Raw genomic sequence first — 18,974 nt, 5'->3', positions numbered from 1 at the left:
ACGTCATTGCTGCGGCGCGCTCTCGGCGGCGACCCGCTCGACGACGGGCTGCAACTCTTCGGCGGTGATCGCCTTGAGGAACACGGCGGCCGCGCGGTGGTCGCGGTCGAGGACAAGGGTGGTCGGAACCACTGATGTGGGGGTGGTGAGCTTGGCAAGTGTGCGGCCCGGGAAGTCGAAGATCGATGGGTAGGTGACACCGCGGTCCTTCACGAAGTCACGTGCCGTGCTCTTCTCGTCTCGCAGGTCGATGCCGAGGAAACTCACGCCCTGGGCCTTGGTGGCTTCGTACACCTGCTCCAAGGCCGCGGCCTCGCCGCGGCACGGGCCACACCACGAACCCCACACGTTGATCACCACGACCTGCCCGGCGAAGTCGGACAGGTTGATGGTCTTGGTGTCGTCGAGCAGGTCCTCGCCGGAGATCGCGGCGACCTTGCCGCGGTCGGCGGGAGGGTCGTAGAAGATCACCGTCTTGCCGCCGGGCGAGACGAACTCGAAGGTGTCGCCTTGGGCGACCGCGTCATCGCCGGTGCTGCACGCCGTCATCACGAGCAGGGTCACCAGGCCGAGGACGGCCAGCAGACCCAGTCGCCATCCCAACGGGGCCAATACGCGCGCAACACTGCGCCCGCGGCCGAGCCGGCCCCCATTGTCGTTCGCCGTCAAGATGTTCCGTTTTCCCTCAAGCTCCTGTGGCGAGCGGATCAGATGATCCGGCCGGCTCGGAGTACACGATGTCGACGAGAGCATCGCCGTCGTACAAAAGGCTGGTCAGCGACGCCAGCGAGCACTGCCGCTTACGCGGGTCGTGCCAGAGACGCTGGCCCTCGAGGAAACGGCGCAGCGTGTAGACGGGCAGCTGATGGCTGACGCACACCGCCTCATGGCCACGAGCTTCTTCGCGCGCCTTGTTGGCCACGGCGAGCATGCGGTGCGCGAGCTGGATGTAGGGCTCGCCCCAGCTGGGGGTGAACGGGTCGCGCAGTTTGGGCCAGTGCCGCGGCCGGCGCAGAGCTCCGTCGCCCGCCGAGACGCGCAGGCCCTCGAAGGTGTTCTCGGCTTCGATCAAACCCTCGTCGGTGACGATCTCCAGGCCGTGCGATGAAGCGATGGGAGTGGCCGTCTCCTGCGCACGCTGCAGCGGCGACGCGAACACATGGGTGATGTCGTGGTCGGCCAGCGAGTCGGCGACCTTCTGCGCCTGGGACGCACCCAGCTCGGAGAGATGGAAGCCCGACAGGCGTCCGTAAAGAATGCCGTCCGGGTTGTGTACCTCGCCGTGCCGCATCATGTGCACGATGGTGCGCTGCTGCATCAGTTCTCCTTCCGAGCACGTGCAGCCGCGGCCGCAGCTGCCGGTAGTGCGTCGGCAATGACACCGAAAGCATCCCCGTCCAGCGCCGCGGATACAAACCAGGCTTCGAATGCGCTGGGCGGCGGGTATACCCCGGCGTCGAGCAACGCGTGGAAGAACGGCGCAAAACGCCAGGTCTCGGTGTCCTTCACGGCCGCGTAGTCGTTGATGGCAACGTCGGGTCGCGTGGTGAAGAAGACACTGACCAGGTTGCCTGCGAACTGGACCCGGTGGCCGACTCCCTCTGCGGTGAGCGCCTCGCCGATCAGGGAACCGAGCTGTTTGGAGTTGGCGTCGAGTGCCGCGTAGACGGAGTCGTCGGCGTGGCGCAGGGTGGCGAGACCGGCCGCCACCGCGACGGGGTTACCGGACAGGGTGCCGGCCTGGTAGACCGGGCCGGCCGGCGCGAGGTAGGCCATGATGTCGGCGCGGCCACCGAAGGCAGCGGCAGGCAGGCCACCGCTCATCACCTTTCCGAAGGTGTAGAGGTCTCCTGCGACACCCTCGAGGCCGAACCAGCCGGCTTTGCTGACGCGGAATCCCGTCATCACCTCGTCGATGATCAACAGGGCGCCATCTGCCGACGTGATGTCTTTGAGGCCCTGGTTGAAACCGTCGACCGGGGCCACCGCGCCCATGTTGCCTGCCGCAGCCTCGGTGATGATGGCGGCGATCTGACCGGGGTAGGTGGCAAAGGTCTCGCGGACCGCGGCGAGGTCGTTGTACGGAAGAACGATGGTGTCTTGCGCCTGCGCGCCGGTGACACCGGGCGACGTCGGCAGCCCGAGCGTCGCGACGCCCGAACCCGCGTCGGCCAGCAGCGCGTCGACGTGACCGTGGTAGCAGCCGGAGAACTTGATGATCTTGCTGCGACCGGTGAACCCGCGGGCCAGCCGGACCGCCGACATGGTGGCCTCGGTGCCCGAGTTCACCAGCCGGACCTGCTGCACCGGGTCGACCCGAGCGATGATCTCCTCGGCCAGATCGATCTCGGCCTCGGTGGGTGCACCGAACGACAAACCTGTGGTCGCGGCTGTCTGCACCGCCTCGACGACGGCCGGATGGGCGTGGCCGAGAATCATCGGCCCCCAGCTCGAGACGAGGTCGACGTAGCTGTTGCCGTCGGCATCGTGCAGCCGGTACCCGGAGGCACTGGAGATGAATCGGGGGGTACCCCCAACCGAGTTGAAGGCACGAACCGGCGAGTTGACCCCGCCGGGTATGGAGCGCGAAGCGCGCTCGAACAGCTGGGCGGAACGGTCGGTGGTGTGCGGCACGATCTCCAGTGTGGCAAATGTCCTGATGTGACCCCGGCCATGGATGGTCCAGGCCTTCGAAATCTGCGGTGGGACCCTCCGTATTCTCCGGTGGGACCTTCGTGTTCTTCGGTGAGAATGGTGGGCCCGGGGAACGCGACCGGGGAGAAACGTTCTACCCGGACCCACCAAGTTTTGTCAGCCGGCGGTCTTGTGCTCGTAGTCGTCGATGGCGGCGACCTTTCCGGCCGAGGCACTTTCGGGATCGAAGGTGTAGTCGAGCCACTCACGGGCCAGCCTGCGGGCCAATTCCAGCCCGACCACCCGCTGCCCGAAACACAGCACCTGGGCGTTGTTGCTGAGCACCGACCGCTCGACGGAGAAGCTGTCGTGCGCGGTCACCGCCCGCACACCCGGCACCTTGTTGGCACTGATGGCCACACCGAGCCCGGTGCCGCACACCAGGAGCGCGCGGTCGGCCTTGCCTTCGGCGACCATCCGCGCGGCTGTCACCGCGACGTGCGGGTACGCGGTCTGGTCGTCGGCCCCGACACCGACGTCGACGACGCTGTCGACCCTTCCGTCGGACTGCAGGTCAGCCTTCAGGGTCTCCTTGTACTCGTAGCCCGCGTCGTCGGATCCGATGACGATGCGCAGTGCGCCGGAGTTCTGTGAATCGGTCATGAGTGAGATGTCCTCTCATCGCTTGAGTGCCCTGCGCCCACGAGGGCGCTGGTTCGGTCGGCGATTGCGTGCACCGACAGGGCCAGTGAGATCGCGCCGGCATCGGGTGTCCCGACGCTGCGTTCGGCGAGGGGCCGGGCACGGCCGACCTTCGGTCGTAATCGAGCTGTGGCTTTTGCGGACTCGTCGGCCACCACTGCGGCGGCCGACCAGGCCTCGTGCCAGCCGACGCCATCGGCCGCCTGTCGTTCGATCTCTTCGACAAAGGGCCCGAGCGCGTCGAGCATCGTCTTGTCGCCGGGCGCAGCACCGCCGAGATCGACAAGTGCCTGGTACCCGTCGCGCAAACCGGCACCGAGCAGTGCGGTGTCGGGTGAACCGGTGTCGCCGAGCCGGGCGCCGAGTGCACCGAGCAGCGCACCCCACAACACACCCGAGGTGCCGCCGGCCTTTGCGGCCCAGGCTTTTCCGGCAGCGGCGAGTACCGATCCGGCACCCGCCTGAGCGGCTATGGCCTCATCGGCCGCGGCGACAGCGGCCGAACTTCCCTTGACCATTCCGCGACCGTGGTCACCGTCGCCTGCCACGGCATCGATGCGGCCGAGTTCCGTCTCGGCGCCGGCCACCGCATCGGCAAGGGCGTGCAATGCCTCTCCGACCACCTGTCCGGTGCGGCGGCCTGCCTCGTCCGAGAGGGACGCCAACGCGGGGGCCGCGGCCACCGCGACTTCATCTGTGTCCGAACGTAATTGCGCGTCACCCATCGCCGGGCCGACGTGGTCGCCGGTCATCTTCCGGTAGGCAGGGGTGTCGGCGGGGGCCGTCCAGTAACGCTCGAGGTCGTCGTCGAGCCACATCACGGTGAGCGAACAACCGGCCATATCGAGGCTGGTCACCAGCTCCCCCACCTCGGGATCGACCAGCGTGTACCCCGCCTCGCGCAGCAGCGCCGACGCCGTGGACCACACCACGAACAGTTCCTCGTATTTGGTGCGGCCGAGCCCGTTGAGGATCACGGCGATCCGGTTCGAGTCGGTCGTGGGAGCTGCGGCCAGCACGCCGTCGACCAGTGTGCGGGCCAGTTCCTCGGCGGTCGGCATCGGCTCGTCGGCGATACCCGGTTCACCATGGATGCCGAGGCCCACACCCATCTTCCCGGCCGGGACGGTGAACAGCGGGGCATCTGCGCCGGGCATCGTGCATCCGTCGAAAGCGACACCAAGTGTGCGTGTCGCGTCGTTCGCCCGCCGGGCGATGTCGAGGACGCCCGCCATGTCCCGGCCCGCATCTGCCGCGGCACCGGCACACCGGAACACCGTGAAATCGCCTGCGATGCCTCGTCGTCGGGACTCCTCACCGGTCGGTGCGCTCGCGACATCGTCGGTGACCGCGAGGTAATGCGCGTCGATGCCCTCGGCCCGCAGTTGCTGCACCGCGAGCCCGAAGTTCATCACGTCGCCCGCGTAGTTCCCGGTGGTCAGCAAGACGCCGGCACCGCCGTCGGCAGCGCGGGCCACCGAGGTGGCCTCGTCGGTGGACGGCGAGGTGAAGATGTTGCCCACCACGGCCCCGTCGGCGAACCCGGGACCCACCACGCCGCAGAACGCGGGGTAGTGACCGGAGCCGCCGCCGACCACCACCGCGACCTTGCCCGGTGGCGTCCGGTGCGCACGCACCACTCCCCCCGGGACGGCCGCGACGTACCGGGAATTGGCGTCGCAGAAGCCCGCGAGCATGTCCTCGGAGAACCGCGACGGGTCGTTGAACAACCGAGTCATCGCAACCGCTCCCCGCCATCGGCGTCGAAGAGGTACACGCGCTCGGGTGGGGCGCCGATCTCGATCTTCTGGTCGGTGGTGAAGTGGTCCTCGGCGGGCGTCTGTACAACGATCCCTTCCTCGATGCCACTGATCGTGCACGTCGCCAGACCGAACTCGAGCAGATGCTCGAAGTACGCCACCGACGCCGACACGGTCGGATCACCGGCGGCCCGGACAACCGAACAATCCTGCGGTCGCAACCCCACCGACACCCGGGTGCCATCGGCGATCGGGCCACGCACGGTGGTCGCCAATCGCCCTGCACCACGCCCGATCTCGACGAACACCGTCTGGTCGATGGTGCGGGTGACACCGCGCAGCACGTTGATCTGCGGTTCGCCCACGAACTCGGCGACAAAGAGATTGGCCGGGTCGTCGAAGACCTCGTCCGGCGTGCCGAACTGCTGGATCACGCCGTGGTTCATCACGGCGAGACGGTCGGCGAGCGAGAGTGCCTCGACCTGGTCGTGCGTGACCACGATGGTGGTGTATCCGAATTCGCGCTGCAGCACCTTGAGTTCGCGGCGCACCCGTTGCCGGGCCGAAGCGTCGAGGTGGCTCAGCGGCTCGTCCAGCAGGAGTACCGGTGGGTTGCGGACGAGCGCTCGCGCCAGCGCCACCCGCTGCTTCTGACCACTCGACAGGCTCGCCGGTCGAAGCGGCAGAAGGTCTTCCATCTCCAGGCGACTGGCGATGGTCTCCACCAGCTGGTCCGCGCCAGAAACCTTGCGGGCCTTGAGGCCGTACGCGAGATTGTCGCGGATCGACATGGGTGGGTACAGGGCGTAGCTCTCGAAGCCCACACCGATGCCTCGCTTGGCTGCGGGCAGCTGCGAGATCTCTTTGTCCCCCACCTTGATCGAACCGGAGGTGACGGTTTCCAGACCAGCGATCATGCGCAGGGTGGTCGTCTTGCCACAGCCCGACGGACCGAGCAATGCGACGAGTTCCCCTGGGGCGATGGTCAGATCGATGCCCTTGACCGCCTGGAAACTCTCGCGGCCGCGGGCCGAGTACGTCTTCACCAGCTTGTCGAGGGTCAGACTCTTGGCGACGTCAGACGACACCTGACTCGGGGCGGGGATGGTCGTCGAGCTCACCGGGTTGCCTCCATTTCCGATTGCACGTTCGATATCAGCCGCACGCTGTCCGCGCCGGTCTGCTCGTTGTCGAACACGTGGACATCGCGGGTGGCGACGGTGAGACTCACCTCGGTGCCTTCCGCGAAATGTTCACGCCCGCTGGACAAAGCGATGATCTGCCGTCCACACGAGTCGATGGTGAGCTCCACGTTCCGGCCGAGTCGCTCGGCCAGCATCACCCGCCCGTGCAACTGCATCGCATCGTCGGGGATCCGCTCGCCGCGACCCAGCACCTTCAGATCACAGGGCCGCAGTCCGACGCGCACACGGTCGCCCGACGACGCCATCACGCCGTCCGGCACCCGCACCCTTCCCGATCCGTCTCCCAGCCGGGCGGTCGAGCCGTCGATCACAGCGTCGACGACGTTGATCTCGGGCTGCCCCAGCGACTTCGCCACGAAGGTGTCGGCCGGGCTGCGCCAGATCTGCTCGGGCGTGCCGACCTGCACCAGTTCTCCGTCGCGCAGTACCCCGATGCGATCGCCGAGTGCAAGCGCCTCCTGGTAGTCGTGCGTCACGTAAATGGTGGTGGTACTCGACATCTGGCCGAGTTGCTTCAGCTCGGCACGCATCGCCGCGCGGAGCTTGGCGTCGAGGTGACTGAGCGGTTCGTCGAGCAGGTAGACATCCGCCGGTCGCACCAGCACCCGGCCGAGCGCAACACGCTGTCGCTGTCCGTTGGACAGCTCACGGGGGAAGCGCTCGAGCAGATGGTTGATGCCCAGTGTGGTGGTGACCTGATCGATGCGCTGCTTGCGTTCGGCGTCGGTGTACTTGCCCCTCCGTCCCGACTTCAGCGGCGATTCGAGGTTCTGCGACACCGTCTTCTGTGGATACAGCGCGTAGCTCTCGAACGCCATCGCCACGTTCCGGCGGTAGGGCTCCACCAGCGTCATGTCGACGCCGCCGATGTGCACCGAACCGGCATCGACGTCGACCAGACCGGCAATCGACTTGAGGGTGGTGGTCTTTCCCGCACCACTGGGTCCGAGGATGACAAAGAACTCGCCGTCCGCGATGTCGAGGGACAGGTCTTTGATGCCGACCGTCTTGCCGTAGTTCTTGCTGAGGTTGTCGAGCCTGAGAGTGCTCATGCTTTCACCGCTCCAAACGAGAGACCGCGGACGAGGTAACGCTGAATGGTCAGCGCGAGGATCAGCGGGGGCAGCGCCGCGATGACCGCCGCTGCTGCGGTGAGGTTGTAGTAGGCCTGACCGCCACCACCGAGGAACTTGGTGATCGCCACCGTCACACCGGCATTGCTGTCGGCGAGGATCAACGGGAACACGTAGTTGTTCCAGGCGAAGATGAACGCCAGCAGTCCGGCGGCGGCGATGCCTGGACGGACCAGCGGCAGGGCCACCATCACGAACGCCCGGGACCGGGTGTAGCCGTCCAGCAGGGCTGCCTGCTCGAGGTCTTCGGGCAGATCCTGGAAGTACGAACGCAGGATCCAGACCACCAGCGGCATGGTGACCAGCTGCAGCACCCAGATCATTCCGACGTTGGTGTCGAAGAGTCCGATCTGGTTGTAGATCACGAACAGCGGGACGATCACCATGAGCTCGGGGGCGAACCGGAACGAGAGCATCTGGAACATCAGATCCTCACTGCCGCGGTACTTCCACCGGCCGGCCGCGTAAGCCGCCGGGATACCGATGACCAGAGACACGATGACCGCACCACCACAGTTGATCAGGCTGGTCAGCAGCGACGCCTTGAAGTCGACACTAGTCAGCTCGGTTCCCTTGTTGGACAACACCGTCGAGAAGTTCTCCAACGTGGGGCTGAAGGAGAAGTAGGTGCTGGTCTGCTGCTCGGTGTTCTTCAGCGAGAGGATCACCATCCAGATGATCGGGAACAACGAGAAGATGAACCACGCGATCAGGGTGAGGTCGGCCGCAACCGATCCGACGGTGAAACGTTTTTGACCGGGCAAGAGTTCACGCGCCATGTCAGGACTCCGCTCCCGCAGCTCGTCGCTGCGCCTTTCCGAGCACGCTGACGAGAATGCGTGCGGTGATGAACACGATGATCCAGAGCAGCAACATGTAGGTCGCTCCACGGGAGTAGTCGAGGTTGATGATCGCGTCCTCGAACGCGCCGATCTGAAGGGTGCGGGTCGAGACGCCTGGACCGCCCGCGGTGAGCACGTAGATCGCGTCGAACACCTTGAGGTTGTCCATGAAGCGGAAGATGACGGCCACCAGGATGTATGGCCACAGCATCGGCAGCATCAGTTTGCGGAACATGAAGAACCAGTTGGCACCGTCGACCTCGGAGGCCTCGAACGGCTCCTTCGGCAGTGAGCGGATACCCGCGAGCACGAGGATCGCGACAAACGGTGTGAAGATCCAGACGTCGACCAGGATCACCGACCAGAGCGCATTCGAACTGGACAACCAGTCGAAGGTGTTCCCCAGTCCCAGAACGTGATTGAGAATGCCGAACTGCGGATTGAACATCAGCTTCCAGATCACGCCCGCGATGACGGGGGCGATCATCAGCGGCAGGATCAGGACCTTCTCGAAGATCTTGCCGATGATGCTGGAGCGGTTGAGCAACAGCGCGAGGCCCACGCCGAGGACGGTCTCGACCGCCGTGGCGACCACCGCGAACACTCCGGTGACCTGCACGCTCTGCCAGAAGATCTGGTCGCCGAGCACCGAGGCGAAGTTGCGGAAACCGACGAACACGGGATCGGGATTGACGGCCGCGTAGTTGAGCACCGAGTAGTAGGCACCGACGAAGAACGGGTACAGGATGCCGATGACGATGATGAGTGCGGGGAGCGAGAGCAGATAGGGGCGCAGCCGTCGGCGCCAGGTCGGCACCTCGACCGGCTTGTCCGCACGGACAGGCGGCTGGCCCGAAACACCATCCGTCGTCGCCTTTGACGCTTGAGTGGTCATTGGTTCTTCTCTCTCCGTTAGAGATTCACTTTGGAGGTGTTGGTCTTGGCCAGACTGTCCAGCCGGGACTGGGCGTCGTCGCCGCCGTAGATGTCCTGCAGCGCCACCGCCCAGTCCTTGGTGGTGTCGAAGAACTTCTTCTGCGGGGTGAACTGGATCTTCGAGGACCCGATGACGGTCTCGAAGGTCTCGAGGTAACCCGGCTGGTCGGCCGCGATCCGCTTGAACGTGCTGTCGAACACCGACTTACGGACCGGGTCCGCGTAGATGCCGCCTTCGACGGCCTTGTTCATCGCCTCTTTGCCGGTGGCCCACTGCATGAACAGCCAGGCGGCGAGCTTGTTCTTGGACAGCGAGTTCATCGCCCACGTCCAGGTCCAGAGGTTGGTGTTGTAGTTGCCGTCCGGTCCCGCGGGTCCGGGGTACCACCCGAGGTTGCCTGCCTGCGCGCTGGCACCGGGCTTGTTCTTGGGGTACGTGGCGCTGTCGGCGTCGTACACCATCATCGCCTTGCCGTCACCGAGGTCACCGGTGGCGTTGGGGTAGTCGTACGTGGTCCACGACGTGGGTCCGGCCTTGTGCTGCATCTCGATCCACTTGCGCGTGAAGTCGACTGCCTTCGCGGAGTTCATTCGGGCCACCAGTTCGTCTCCGTCGAGCGTGTAGTCGACGGCGCCTTCACGGGCGTACTGACTCATGAAGCCGGGATGGATGGTCGCCCACGACTTCGAGCCGCGGGTCGCGATGCCATACCGGTTCTCCGAGCGATCGGTGAGATCGATTGCGAGCTGGATGAAGTCGTCGAAGTTGTCCGGCAGCGCGATCTTCCGGCTGTCGAAGTAGGCCTTGTTGTAGGCCACCACGTTGTTCTCGAATCCCCAGGGGATCGCCCACTGACCGCCGGTGCCGAGCGGACTGCCCAGCTCGAAGTTCCAGCGGGTCGAGGTACGCAGGCCTTCGAAGATGTCGTCGAAGTCGTACTCCTGGCTGGTGGCCGCACTGTTGCCCAGCCACGGGCCCAGGTCCTCGATCCATCCGGGCGGACCGTACTGCCAGATGAAGTAGGCACCCAGCATGAAGACGTCGTGCTTGCCCGTTCCGCCGGCGAGCTCGGTGTTCAACTTGGTGAAGTAGTCGGCCTCGGGCACGAGATCGACGTTCACCTTGATGCCGGTGAGGGCGCTGAACTCGGACAGCAGCGGCTGGAATGACTGCTGGTAGGGGTGCGGTGTCTGCAGGATGTTGAGCGTGGTGCCTTCGGCTTTACGCCAGTCGAACGAGCCCGAGACCGCAGCGGCACCGTTCTCCGCATCGACTCGACCACCCACGCCACAGGCGCCCAGGATCGGTGCTGCCGCAGCGGCCACCCCCACCACGCCGAACGCCCGCAGCAGGTTTCGACGGGACATCGGAGTGTTGACCGAAAAGTTCTCATTCATGGATACGTCTTTCGCTCAGGCCGGGATCAAGGACACCTTGACCGACTCTTTACCGCTGGCCACCAGGTCCAATCCGCGCTGGAACTCGCTCAGCGGCAACTGGTGGGTGCAGATCTCGTCCATCGGGAGAACCCCCGACTCGATCATGCGGATGGCTGCGGGCCAGCAGTACGGACCGAGGTGCGCACCGAGGACGTCGAGCTCTTTGTCGTCGCTGATGATGCTCCAGTCGACGGACACGTCGCTCCCGAAGACGCCGTACTCCACGTATCGGCCCAGTTTGCGCAGCAGGTTCAGTCCCTGCGGGACCGCCGACGGGTGCCCCGTGGCTTCCAGGTACACATCGGCACCGTAGCCGTCCGTCAGATCCTTGATCATCGCCACCGCATCCTCGGTCGCGATGTTGATGGTGAGGTCGGCGCCGCACCGCTTCGCGAGTTCGAGCTTTTCCTCTGCCATGTCGAGGGCGATCACGCGAGCGGGATTCTTCGACTTGGCACCTGCGATCATGCCCAGGCCGATCGGTCCGCAGCCGGCGACGACGACGGTGTCCTCGAAGGTGATCTGTGCGCGCTCGACGGCGTGGAGCGAGCACGACAGAGGCTCGGCGAATGCTGCGTGGTGCGCGGGGATGTCCTTGGACACCTTGTGCACCAACGCTTCACCGGGATAGACCATGTATTCGGCCATCGCCCCGGGTGTGCGGCGCTTGAATCCGTAGAGGTCGTGCGGCGCGCACATGTGGTACCAGCCGCGCTTGCAGTACATGCACTCCCAGCAGGGAACGATCTGCTCGGACACCACGCGGTCGCCCACTGCAATCCCCCACCGCTCGGCGGCGGCCTCGTCGAGTGAGACCACCGTGCCGACGAACTCATGGCCGGGGATCACCTCAGTCTCGGCCCATGCGGGACGGTTCTCGTCGCCCCAGAACTTCGCCGCACCGTGGTAGCACTTGAGATCACTCGCGCAGATACCCACTGCTTCGACCTTGATCAACGCCTCACCGGGGCCGGCGACCGGTACCGCGACCTGCTCCAAGCGGTAGTCCTCGGGTCCATGACAGACAACTGCCTGCATCTTCTCGGGTAGTTGCTCACCCATCTGCCAACTCCTCACAGGCTCATATGCCTCGTTGCTCATTTGTGTTCCCGGTCACGTTAACCCTTGGTGATACAAATGTACAGAACAGATGTTCACGAGTTTTCCACGCGTGAACAAATGTGCAGTGACATAATCGGCGGGATCGCAAGTCACCGACGGAGGGGTGTGCCGAATGGCGAGGGAGACACGTAGGTCGGTGGCCTCACCGTCGCCCGATGCGGCCAACGGGTCGGACTCCGGCCACTTCTCCGCCTCGCTGATTTACGCCGCTGCCCGCCTGTACTACACCGAGGAAGCCACCCAGCTCGACGTCGCATCACAGCTTGGCGTCAGCCGCGCAACCGTCAGCCGACTGCTCGCCGAAGCCCGTCGCCGGGGCATCGTCCGCATCGAAGTGATTGCGCCACAAGACTTCTTCGACGCCGACCTGGAGACCAGCCTGTCGGCAGCACTGCACCTCGACAAGGTGTATCTCAGCAGCCCGCTGCCCCCGGCCACCCCAGCGCGTCCGACCGTGGAGGTGATGGGATCGGTTCTCGCTCCCGCGGTGGCACGCAGCCTCCGTGACGCGAACCTACTGCCCGGCGACGTACTCCTGGTGTCCTCGGGCCGCACCGTCTACGAGGTGGCCCAGTACGACATGGCCGAATTGCCCGGCGTCCTGGTGGTACCGACCGTCGGCGGCAACGACCAGCCCGAGCCGTGGTACCAGACCAACGAGATCACCCGCCTCGTCGCAGGAAAGATCGGCGGCCGCCCGAACTACCTCTTTGCACCCGCCCTGCCCGGGCCGGACCTGCACGCCTCGCTGACCGCCGACCCCAGCATCCAGCCGGTCCTACGACTGTGGTCGCAGGCCCGCTGTGCGCTGATGGGCATCGGTGCACCGCCTCTGTTACGTTCTGACATACCGCAATTCGTCCCGACCGGCTCGGCGTCGCTGCGCTCGGCCGTGGGGGACGTGTGCTCGCGCTTCTACGACCGCGACGGCCGGGCCGTCGACTTCCCCGGACGCGAGCGGCTCATCGCCATCGAACTGGACCTGCTCAAGCAAGTTCCGATCGGCATCGGTGTGGCGGTCGGCAAAGACAAGGTCGACCCGATCGTCGCCGGGGCAGCCGCGGGGTTCTTCAACCAACTCGTCACCGATCCCGCAACCGCCACAGCAATCATGGAGAGCTTATGACCACCCCGACTGTCGATCCGACCACTCTGCGCCTCGACGGCAAACGCGCGCTGATCACCGGCGCCACCAAAGGAATCGGCGCCGATATCGCGGTCACGCTCGCACGCGCGGGGGCCGACCTCATCCTGAGCGGGCGCAACAAGGTCGAGTTGGACGAGGCCGCTGCCACCCTGAGCCGTGAACACGGCACGCGCGTTGCCACAGTGGTCGCCGACCTGGCCGACACCGATGGTCCCGAAGCACTGGCGCGTGCCGCTGCAGGTGCGTTCGACGGCCTGGACATCCTGATCAACAACGCCGGGATCTCCTATCCCCATTCGGTTCTCGACCTCGACACCGAGCAGTACGACGCCGTGCTGAACGTGAACCTCCGAGCTCCTGCCCTGCTGGCCGCACGGGTGGGCTCGATCATGGTCGAGCAGGGCACCGGGGGTTCCATCGTCACGGTCGCCTCGGCTGCCGCGCTGGCACCGCTGCGCGAGCACTACTCGTACTGCGCGTCGAAGGCCGGATTGGTGATGGCCACCAAGGTACTGGCGCTCGAACTGGGCCAGTACGGGATCCGCGCCAATTCGGTGTGCCCCACCGTCGTGCTCACCGAGATGGGTCAACGCGTGTGGGGTGAGGAGACCAAGGCTGCGCCGATGCTGGCCCGGATCCCCCTGGGCCGGTTCGCGATTCCCCAGGAAGTGTCGAACACGGTGCTGTGGTTGGCCTCAGACGCGGCATCGATGATCTCCGGCGTGGACCTCCCGGTCGACGGCGGCTACACGATGGGCTGAGCGGTACCAGCGGGCACGACCGCCGCAGACCCGGTGGACCCGACCACCAGTTCTCAGCGGTCGTCGGTCATGCGCGCCAGATGATGGACCTGATCTGCCGTTGCCGGATACAGTTCGCGCCACGTCTGATAGAGGTCGTCATAGAGCGACGCGACGTTCGGGTCGGGAGTGATCTCCCGGGCGAGCTTCGTCCAATCGGTCTCCGGCGCAACGAGATCAACCGCGATCGCGGCGAGCAGGGCGTCGCCGTAGCTCGCGCCGATCGTCTGTTCGGGGACCAGCTGGGTACGGCCGGTGATGTCGCTGAGTGCTTGGGCCCACACCGGGCTGCGCAGCCCGCCGCCCACCGCGACAGTGCGTTTGGCGGTGTGCGCGTCATCGAACATCTCGAGGATCTGCCGGATACCGAAGGAGATCCCCTCGTAGGCCGACCGGAACAGATGTCCGCGGTTGTGTCGCAACGTGAGTCCGGCGAACACGCCACGCGCATCGGGATCGAACACCGGAGTACGTTCTCCCGCGAGATACGGCAGCAAGAGCAGCCCTTCACTGCCCGGCGGCACCGCCATCGCCTCGGACGTCAATTCGTCGAATGAGGCGTTGCCGGTGACCGATTGGAGCCATGAGATCAGCCGGCCGGCCGTGGACGTCCCGGCAGCGAGTGCGAGGGTGCGCTCCTGGACGCCGGCAGTGGTCCACAGTGCAGGGTCGCTGTGGAACTCGTCGATGATCTGGATCAGGAACATCGTCGAGCCGTACATCAACATCTGGTCACCCGGCTGACGCACACCCACCGAGAACGCCTCGGCGAAAGCGTCGACCGTGCCCGCGACCACCGGGATCCCCTCCGGCAGTCCGGTTTCCTCGGCCCCGCGACGGTGAACAGTGCCCACCACCTCGCCCGGCCAGCACAACCGCGGCATCGGAATGTCGACGCAGATCTGCTCCGCCCATCGGGGGTGCCACTCGAAATCCTTTATCGCATAAAGCGGGTCACACTGGCTGGCCGTGTGGTGATCCATCACGTACTCGCCGGTGAGTTTGGCGGCGATGTACGAGTTGGACCCGTACCAACGCGCCGAGCGCGCCCACACCTCAGGTTCGTGATTGCGCACCCACAGCATCTTGGGCCCGACCGCCTGACTGGACAGCAACGTCCCGGCATCGGCGAGGATCTGCTCGGCGCCCAGCTGTTCGGTCAACTCGGCGATCTCCGCGCTGGCCCGGGTGTCCACGCCGTACAGGATGGCCGGGCGGGTGGGCCGGAGATCGGCGTCGCAGAGAACCAGGCACGGGCCCACCCCGCTGACGCAGATCGCGACCACATCACCGTCCGCGGGTTTGGCGGCCATCAGCGCGGAGCTGATCGTGCAGATCTCCTGCCACCACACCCGTTCCGGGTCGACCTCCACCCATCCCGGCCGCGGCATCGACGTCTCGTGGGGCACCGTCTCGGTGGCAAGCACCGTTCCCCCGGCGTCGGCGAGAACCCCTTTGCTGCTTCCGGTGCCCATGTCGATTCCGATGACGAGTTCCACCTGAGTCAGCCTATCGGCCGCACATCATCGTCGTCACCGGGTTGGCGCTTGCTGACGGAGTTTCACCCCAACCGGCCGGATCACCGAGTCCCCAAGACTGACAGCAACTTCAACTTCTCGTAACTCTGTGTGCCGGGGACAGCCGTATAGACCAAGAGCACATGCGACTGGGTTGGATCGAGCAGGGTCTGACAGGTCAACTCCAACTCGCCGAGCTCGGGATGTATGAACTTCTTCACCCCAGGGGGCCGTAGACCGACCTCATGCCTGTTCCATACCTGCCGGAACTCGTCGCTTTGCTCGAGCAGCAGATCGGATAAGTGCGCCGCATAGGAATCGGGGCCTCTGAGGGTGACCACCCCGCGCAGGCCCGACACCCACAGACGGCTGAGAAATGGATGGTCCTCGGGTGCGTAGAGCCCGCGGCTGTTGGGATCGGTGAACCAGCGATATCCGATGCTGCGGGCTGGGCCGCTGTAGGCGGTGAGGTCACCGGTGAGCGCCTCGCCGAGCGCGGTCTGCCGCAACGTCTCGCCGAGTTCGGTGACTATCTCGGCAGGAGTGTCGTGCAGGCGGTCGAAGATGCGCTGCAGACCAGGGCTGATGTGCTCACTTCCCGGGCCGCGCGTGGGCGGTTGATGTCCCGCAAGCCGGAACAGATGGTCACGCTCTTCAATAGAAAGATGCAGGCCCTGCGCGATGGCTGCGATCATCTGCTCAGACGGCTGCGGTCCGCTCTGGCGTTCGATACGCGCGTAATAGTCGGTCGACATGTGGCACAGCGCCGCCACTTCCTCACGCCGCAATCCGCTGGTCCGCCGGCGCGGACCACGCGGCAGTCCCACATCCTCGGGCTGTAGCGCCTCCCGTCGGCGACGCAAGAAGTCCGCCAGTCCAATCCGATCGATGACCACATCGCCTCCAAGGTTCGCCTTCTTCCTACCGCGCGCGGCACGGTCTATCCACGGCTTCGCGATCAGTGGATAAACGGGCCCTGCCCGAGGCGGCCGGGACGCGCGACTGTGAAGGAACCACCAGAGCCCAGGAGAACAACACATGCCACGCGCAGCTATCGACATCACCATCCCCGACCTGTCCGGCACCCGCGCTGTCGTCACCGGAGCAAGCGACGGCATCGGCCTCGGCATCGCCACCAAACTCGCAGGTGCCGGCGCCGAAGTGTTGCTGCCCGTACGAAATCGAGGCAAAGGTGAGGCCGCGATCGCCGCAATCCTCGACAAGGCGCCCGCCGCAAACGTGTCGCTACGGGAGCTCGACCTGTCATCGCTTGCTTCCGTCGAGGCTCTGGGCCAGTCCCTACGCGAGGAGGGCCGGCCGATCCATATCCTCATCAACAACGCCGGCATCATGACCCCGCCCGGCCGGCAGAGCACCGTCGACGGATTCGAGATCCAGTTCGGCACCAACCATCTCGGCCACTTCCGACTCGTCGCTGAGCTGTTATCGCTACTGAGCGCGGGCCACGCCCGCGTGACGTCGCAAATCAGTGTCGCGGCCAACAGCGGCTCCATCAACTGGGACGATTTGCAGTGGGAACGTTCCTATGACGGCATGAAGGCCTACAGCCAGTCGAAGATCGCGCTCGGACTGTTCGGCCTGGAACTCGACCGGCGTAGCCAAGCCGGCGGGTGGAACATCACCAGCAACCTGTCCCACCCAGGTATCGCTCCGACGAACCTGCTCGCCGCGCACCCCGAGCTCGGCCGCGACAAGCAAACGGTGGGCCGAAGGGTCATCCAGGCACTCTCCGAACGAGGCATCTTGGCCGGGACGGTCGACACAGCCCGGCTACCAGCGCTGTACGCTGCGACCTCTGCCGACGCCGAACCGGGCGGCCTCTACAGTCCGAACGGGCTGGCGCACACCAGCGGCGCCCCCGGAAGGCAGAAACTCTTCTCACGACTGCGTGATCCCCAGGCGGCCAAACGAATCTGGCAGGTCTCCGAGCATCTCACCAAGCCGTTCGCCCAGTAGCGGCGATGGACTGTGCAGAGCGCGGGGCTCGTACAGGGCTGTACTGAAACGACCGGGTCAGCGTGGGTCGGACAGGAGGATCAGCAGCAGTTCGGCGCGGGTGCGTGCGTCGGTGAGGTCGACGCGCAGGAGTTGCTCGATGCGGTCCACCCGGTGGCGAAGGGTGTGCCGGTGCACGCCCACCGAAGTGGCGGCCGCTTCCCACTGCCCGTTCGCGAGTAGGTAGCCACGCAGCGTCTCCACCAGGGCGCTGTCGTTGCGTCGATCGTGATCGAGCAACGGGCCCAGGACCGATTCGTGTGCCCCGCTGAACGCCTGGCGTACCGGCTCGAGCGCCAGCACCGACCCCCGTGCGGCCAGGTCGACCACCTCGCCTTCACCGGCCACCGCACACCCGAGCCGAGCCTGACGGACCGAGTCGCTGATGTCGTCCACCGAGACCACCGTGCCCAATCCGGCACGGGCGCCTTGCCTGCCCACCATCGCGAGCACCGATTCGGCAAACGAACGCTGGTCCTCCCCGCGAAGGAGCACCACCACCTCCGGACCACTCTGTTCGACGAACACCGGTCGCCAGTGGTTCTGCAATTCCACCGCCACCGCCGCGGCAGCCTGCTGTGCACCTCCCACCCCCGAGTACTGCGCAACGGCGATCCGCACACGCCCATCCCGGTCGGCTGCGCGCAACACGATGTTGCGCGCGGCCGCGGGCGGCGGGCCCGCCATTGCCAGAGTCAACGCGTCGGAGTTCAGCGCCTGCTGATCGCGCATCACCTGACCGGGTTTGGCGTGTTCGAGACTGAGCAGCGATGTCGCGTGACCCACCAGTACCCGCTCGAGGTCTCCGAGCGGGGTTCGGCCGATGACGGCAAGGTGCCCGAAGACGTTGCCCGCCACACTGATCCGCTGCACGGTGATCACCCGGTCGCCGGTCAGTGTGACGCCGCTGGCCGCCGCGGGGTCACGTCCCACCTGCGACCGCACCGACTCCAGATCGTCGGCGGACACCGGTTGGGGCCGTGCGCTCACCAGCTGCTGATCGCGGTCGAGCAGCACCACCGTCTGCTCGATGGCGTCCGCGAGTTCGCGCACCACCGCCGGCATGCCGCCGGCGATGATCGCGCGGGTGATGCGTGGCTGCGTGTGCGACGCCCGGACGAATTGGTCGAAGCGCTCTGCGGCGATGTGGTCGAGCACCGTGCGCGCGATGGCAGAGAACGGCACGGGCAGGGGAACCTCGAGAAGCGGCAGGCCCACCTGATCGGCGGCCTCCACCAGATCGGCCGGCACGTCGTCGAAGCCGAGACCGACACCGAATCCGACACCTGCGACTCCCACCCGGTCCAGCAGTCGGACGTACTCGAGGCGCCCCGCCGCCGTGGGCGGCAGACGCAGACCGGTGGTGAGAAGCAGCTCCCCGCCGGCGAGCCACTCGTGCGGGGCAGGCAGTTCCGAACTCAGTGCGCAGTCGATGTCGCGGTCCTGACCAGCGGCTCCCCCGATCAGCCGCAAATCGAGGTCACGTTGACCCAGCAGCCAGCGGACAGTGGTGGTCAAGGGCTCCACCTTCCTACTCGGGGCCGGCCCCCTGGCCGCAGACCAGCGACAACAAGGCAGCGACTGGACAGAGTGTACCGACGGCGGACAGACCATGGACATTTTGTCAGGTCCGTAACCACAACGATGCGGCGAACACTGGCAACCATCACCTGTCCCCCATCGATTCCCGAGCCACCCGACCCGCGTCCAATCGACCCGA

Annotated in this window: 17 protein-coding genes; 3 read left to right on the top strand and 14 right to left on the bottom strand. The window is 65.9% G+C overall.

Annotation, left to right across the window (positions count from 1 at the left end):
- Positions 1 to 3 precede the first annotated feature (3 nt).
- The 11 genes from KXR83_RS18640 to eltD form a co-directional block, all read right to left on the bottom strand.
- Entirely contained in the window at positions 4 to 549 is a 546-nt protein-coding gene (locus KXR83_RS18640) for a TlpA family protein disulfide reductase (protein ID WP_051406663.1), read from the bottom strand.
- Positions 550 to 685: 136 nt separating this feature from the next.
- Entirely contained in the window at positions 686 to 1,318 is a 633-nt protein-coding gene (locus KXR83_RS18635; RefSeq protein ID WP_437426069.1) for a histidine phosphatase family protein, read from the bottom strand.
- Positions 1,318 to 2,637 (bottom strand): glutamate-1-semialdehyde 2,1-aminomutase, encoded by a 1,320-nt coding sequence (gene hemL, locus KXR83_RS18630; RefSeq protein ID WP_437426123.1) that lies wholly within the window; start codon positions 2,635 to 2,637, stop codon positions 1,318 to 1,320. Before hemL ends, KXR83_RS18635 begins: the two co-directional genes overlap by 1 nt.
- Before the next feature lie 174 nt (positions 2,638 to 2,811).
- Positions 2,812 to 3,297: a ribose-5-phosphate isomerase gene (locus tag KXR83_RS18625; RefSeq protein WP_023961388.1), complete on the bottom strand. Its 486-nt coding sequence runs from the start codon at positions 3,295 to 3,297 to the stop codon at positions 2,812 to 2,814.
- Positions 3,294 to 5,075 carry a dihydroxyacetone kinase family protein gene (locus KXR83_RS18620; protein ID WP_437426068.1) on the bottom strand — a complete coding sequence of 594 codons (1,782 nt, stop codon included), beginning with the start codon at positions 5,073 to 5,075 and terminating at the stop codon, positions 3,294 to 3,296. Before KXR83_RS18620 ends, KXR83_RS18625 begins: the two co-directional genes overlap by 4 nt.
- Positions 5,072 to 6,217 (bottom strand): ABC transporter ATP-binding protein, encoded by a 1,146-nt coding sequence (locus KXR83_RS18615; RefSeq protein WP_099383727.1) that lies wholly within the window; start codon positions 6,215 to 6,217, stop codon positions 5,072 to 5,074. The genes KXR83_RS18620 and KXR83_RS18615 overlap by 4 nt, the downstream gene beginning before the upstream one ends.
- Positions 6,214 to 7,353: an ABC transporter ATP-binding protein gene (locus KXR83_RS18610; RefSeq protein ID WP_437426067.1), complete on the bottom strand. Its 1,140-nt coding sequence runs from the start codon at positions 7,351 to 7,353 to the stop codon at positions 6,214 to 6,216. Before KXR83_RS18610 ends, KXR83_RS18615 begins: the two co-directional genes overlap by 4 nt.
- A complete protein-coding gene (locus KXR83_RS18605) occupies positions 7,350 to 8,213 on the bottom strand; it encodes a carbohydrate ABC transporter permease (protein WP_062797320.1) in 864 nt (287 codons plus the stop codon). Before KXR83_RS18605 ends, KXR83_RS18610 begins: the two co-directional genes overlap by 4 nt.
- 1 nt (position 8,214) lies before the next feature.
- The gene (locus tag KXR83_RS18600) at positions 8,215 to 9,171 is read right to left on the bottom strand and encodes a carbohydrate ABC transporter permease (RefSeq protein ID WP_437426066.1); all 957 of its coding nucleotides are present in this window, start codon (positions 9,169 to 9,171) and stop codon (positions 8,215 to 8,217) included.
- A gap of 17 nt (positions 9,172 to 9,188) precedes the next feature.
- A complete protein-coding gene (locus KXR83_RS18595; RefSeq protein ID WP_062797316.1) occupies positions 9,189 to 10,610 on the bottom strand; it encodes an ABC transporter substrate-binding protein in 1,422 nt (473 codons plus the stop codon).
- Between the two features lie 15 nt (positions 10,611 to 10,625).
- Complete coding sequence (eltD, locus tag KXR83_RS18590; RefSeq protein WP_437426065.1) at positions 10,626 to 11,714, bottom strand: erythritol/L-threitol dehyrogenase; 1,089 nt, start codon at positions 11,712 to 11,714, stop codon at positions 10,626 to 10,628.
- Between the two features lie 172 nt (positions 11,715 to 11,886).
- Between eltD and KXR83_RS18585 the strand changes: the two genes are divergently transcribed.
- Together KXR83_RS18585 and KXR83_RS18580 are read left to right on the top strand one after the other, a co-directional pair.
- The gene (locus KXR83_RS18585; RefSeq protein ID WP_437426064.1) at positions 11,887 to 12,900 is read left to right on the top strand and encodes a sugar-binding transcriptional regulator; all 1,014 of its coding nucleotides are present in this window, start codon (positions 11,887 to 11,889) and stop codon (positions 12,898 to 12,900) included.
- Entirely contained in the window at positions 12,897 to 13,682 is a 786-nt protein-coding gene (locus tag KXR83_RS18580) for an SDR family NAD(P)-dependent oxidoreductase (RefSeq protein ID WP_116917102.1), read from the top strand. The genes KXR83_RS18585 and KXR83_RS18580 overlap by 4 nt, the downstream gene beginning before the upstream one ends.
- A 53-nt stretch (positions 13,683 to 13,735) precedes the next feature.
- On the opposite strand, the gene KXR83_RS18575 is transcribed toward KXR83_RS18580, so the two are convergent.
- Positions 13,736 to 15,220 (bottom strand): FGGY-family carbohydrate kinase, encoded by a 1,485-nt coding sequence (locus tag KXR83_RS18575; protein WP_437426063.1) that lies wholly within the window; start codon positions 15,218 to 15,220, stop codon positions 13,736 to 13,738.
- 80 nt (positions 15,221 to 15,300) lie between these two features.
- Complete coding sequence (locus KXR83_RS18570) at positions 15,301 to 16,134, bottom strand: helix-turn-helix transcriptional regulator (protein ID WP_437426062.1); 834 nt, start codon at positions 16,132 to 16,134, stop codon at positions 15,301 to 15,303.
- Positions 16,135 to 16,276: 142 nt separating this feature from the next.
- Between KXR83_RS18570 and KXR83_RS18565 the strand changes: the two genes are divergently transcribed.
- Positions 16,277 to 17,215, top strand: coding sequence for an SDR family oxidoreductase (locus KXR83_RS18565; RefSeq protein WP_437426061.1), 939 nt, complete (start codon positions 16,277 to 16,279; stop codon positions 17,213 to 17,215).
- A gap of 57 nt (positions 17,216 to 17,272) precedes the next feature.
- Here the strand turns inward: KXR83_RS18565 and KXR83_RS18560 are convergent, their stop codons facing one another.
- The gene (locus tag KXR83_RS18560; RefSeq protein ID WP_437426060.1) at positions 17,273 to 18,781 is read right to left on the bottom strand and encodes a PucR family transcriptional regulator; all 1,509 of its coding nucleotides are present in this window, start codon (positions 18,779 to 18,781) and stop codon (positions 17,273 to 17,275) included.
- Between the last annotated feature and the right edge of the window lie 193 nt (positions 18,782 to 18,974).

It is taken from the genome of Williamsia muralis (assembly GCF_051487485.1).
Lineage (GTDB): Bacteria > Actinomycetota > Actinomycetes > Mycobacteriales > Mycobacteriaceae > Williamsia > Williamsia muralis_B.
This window is presented reverse-complemented; position numbering and strand designations above follow the sequence as displayed.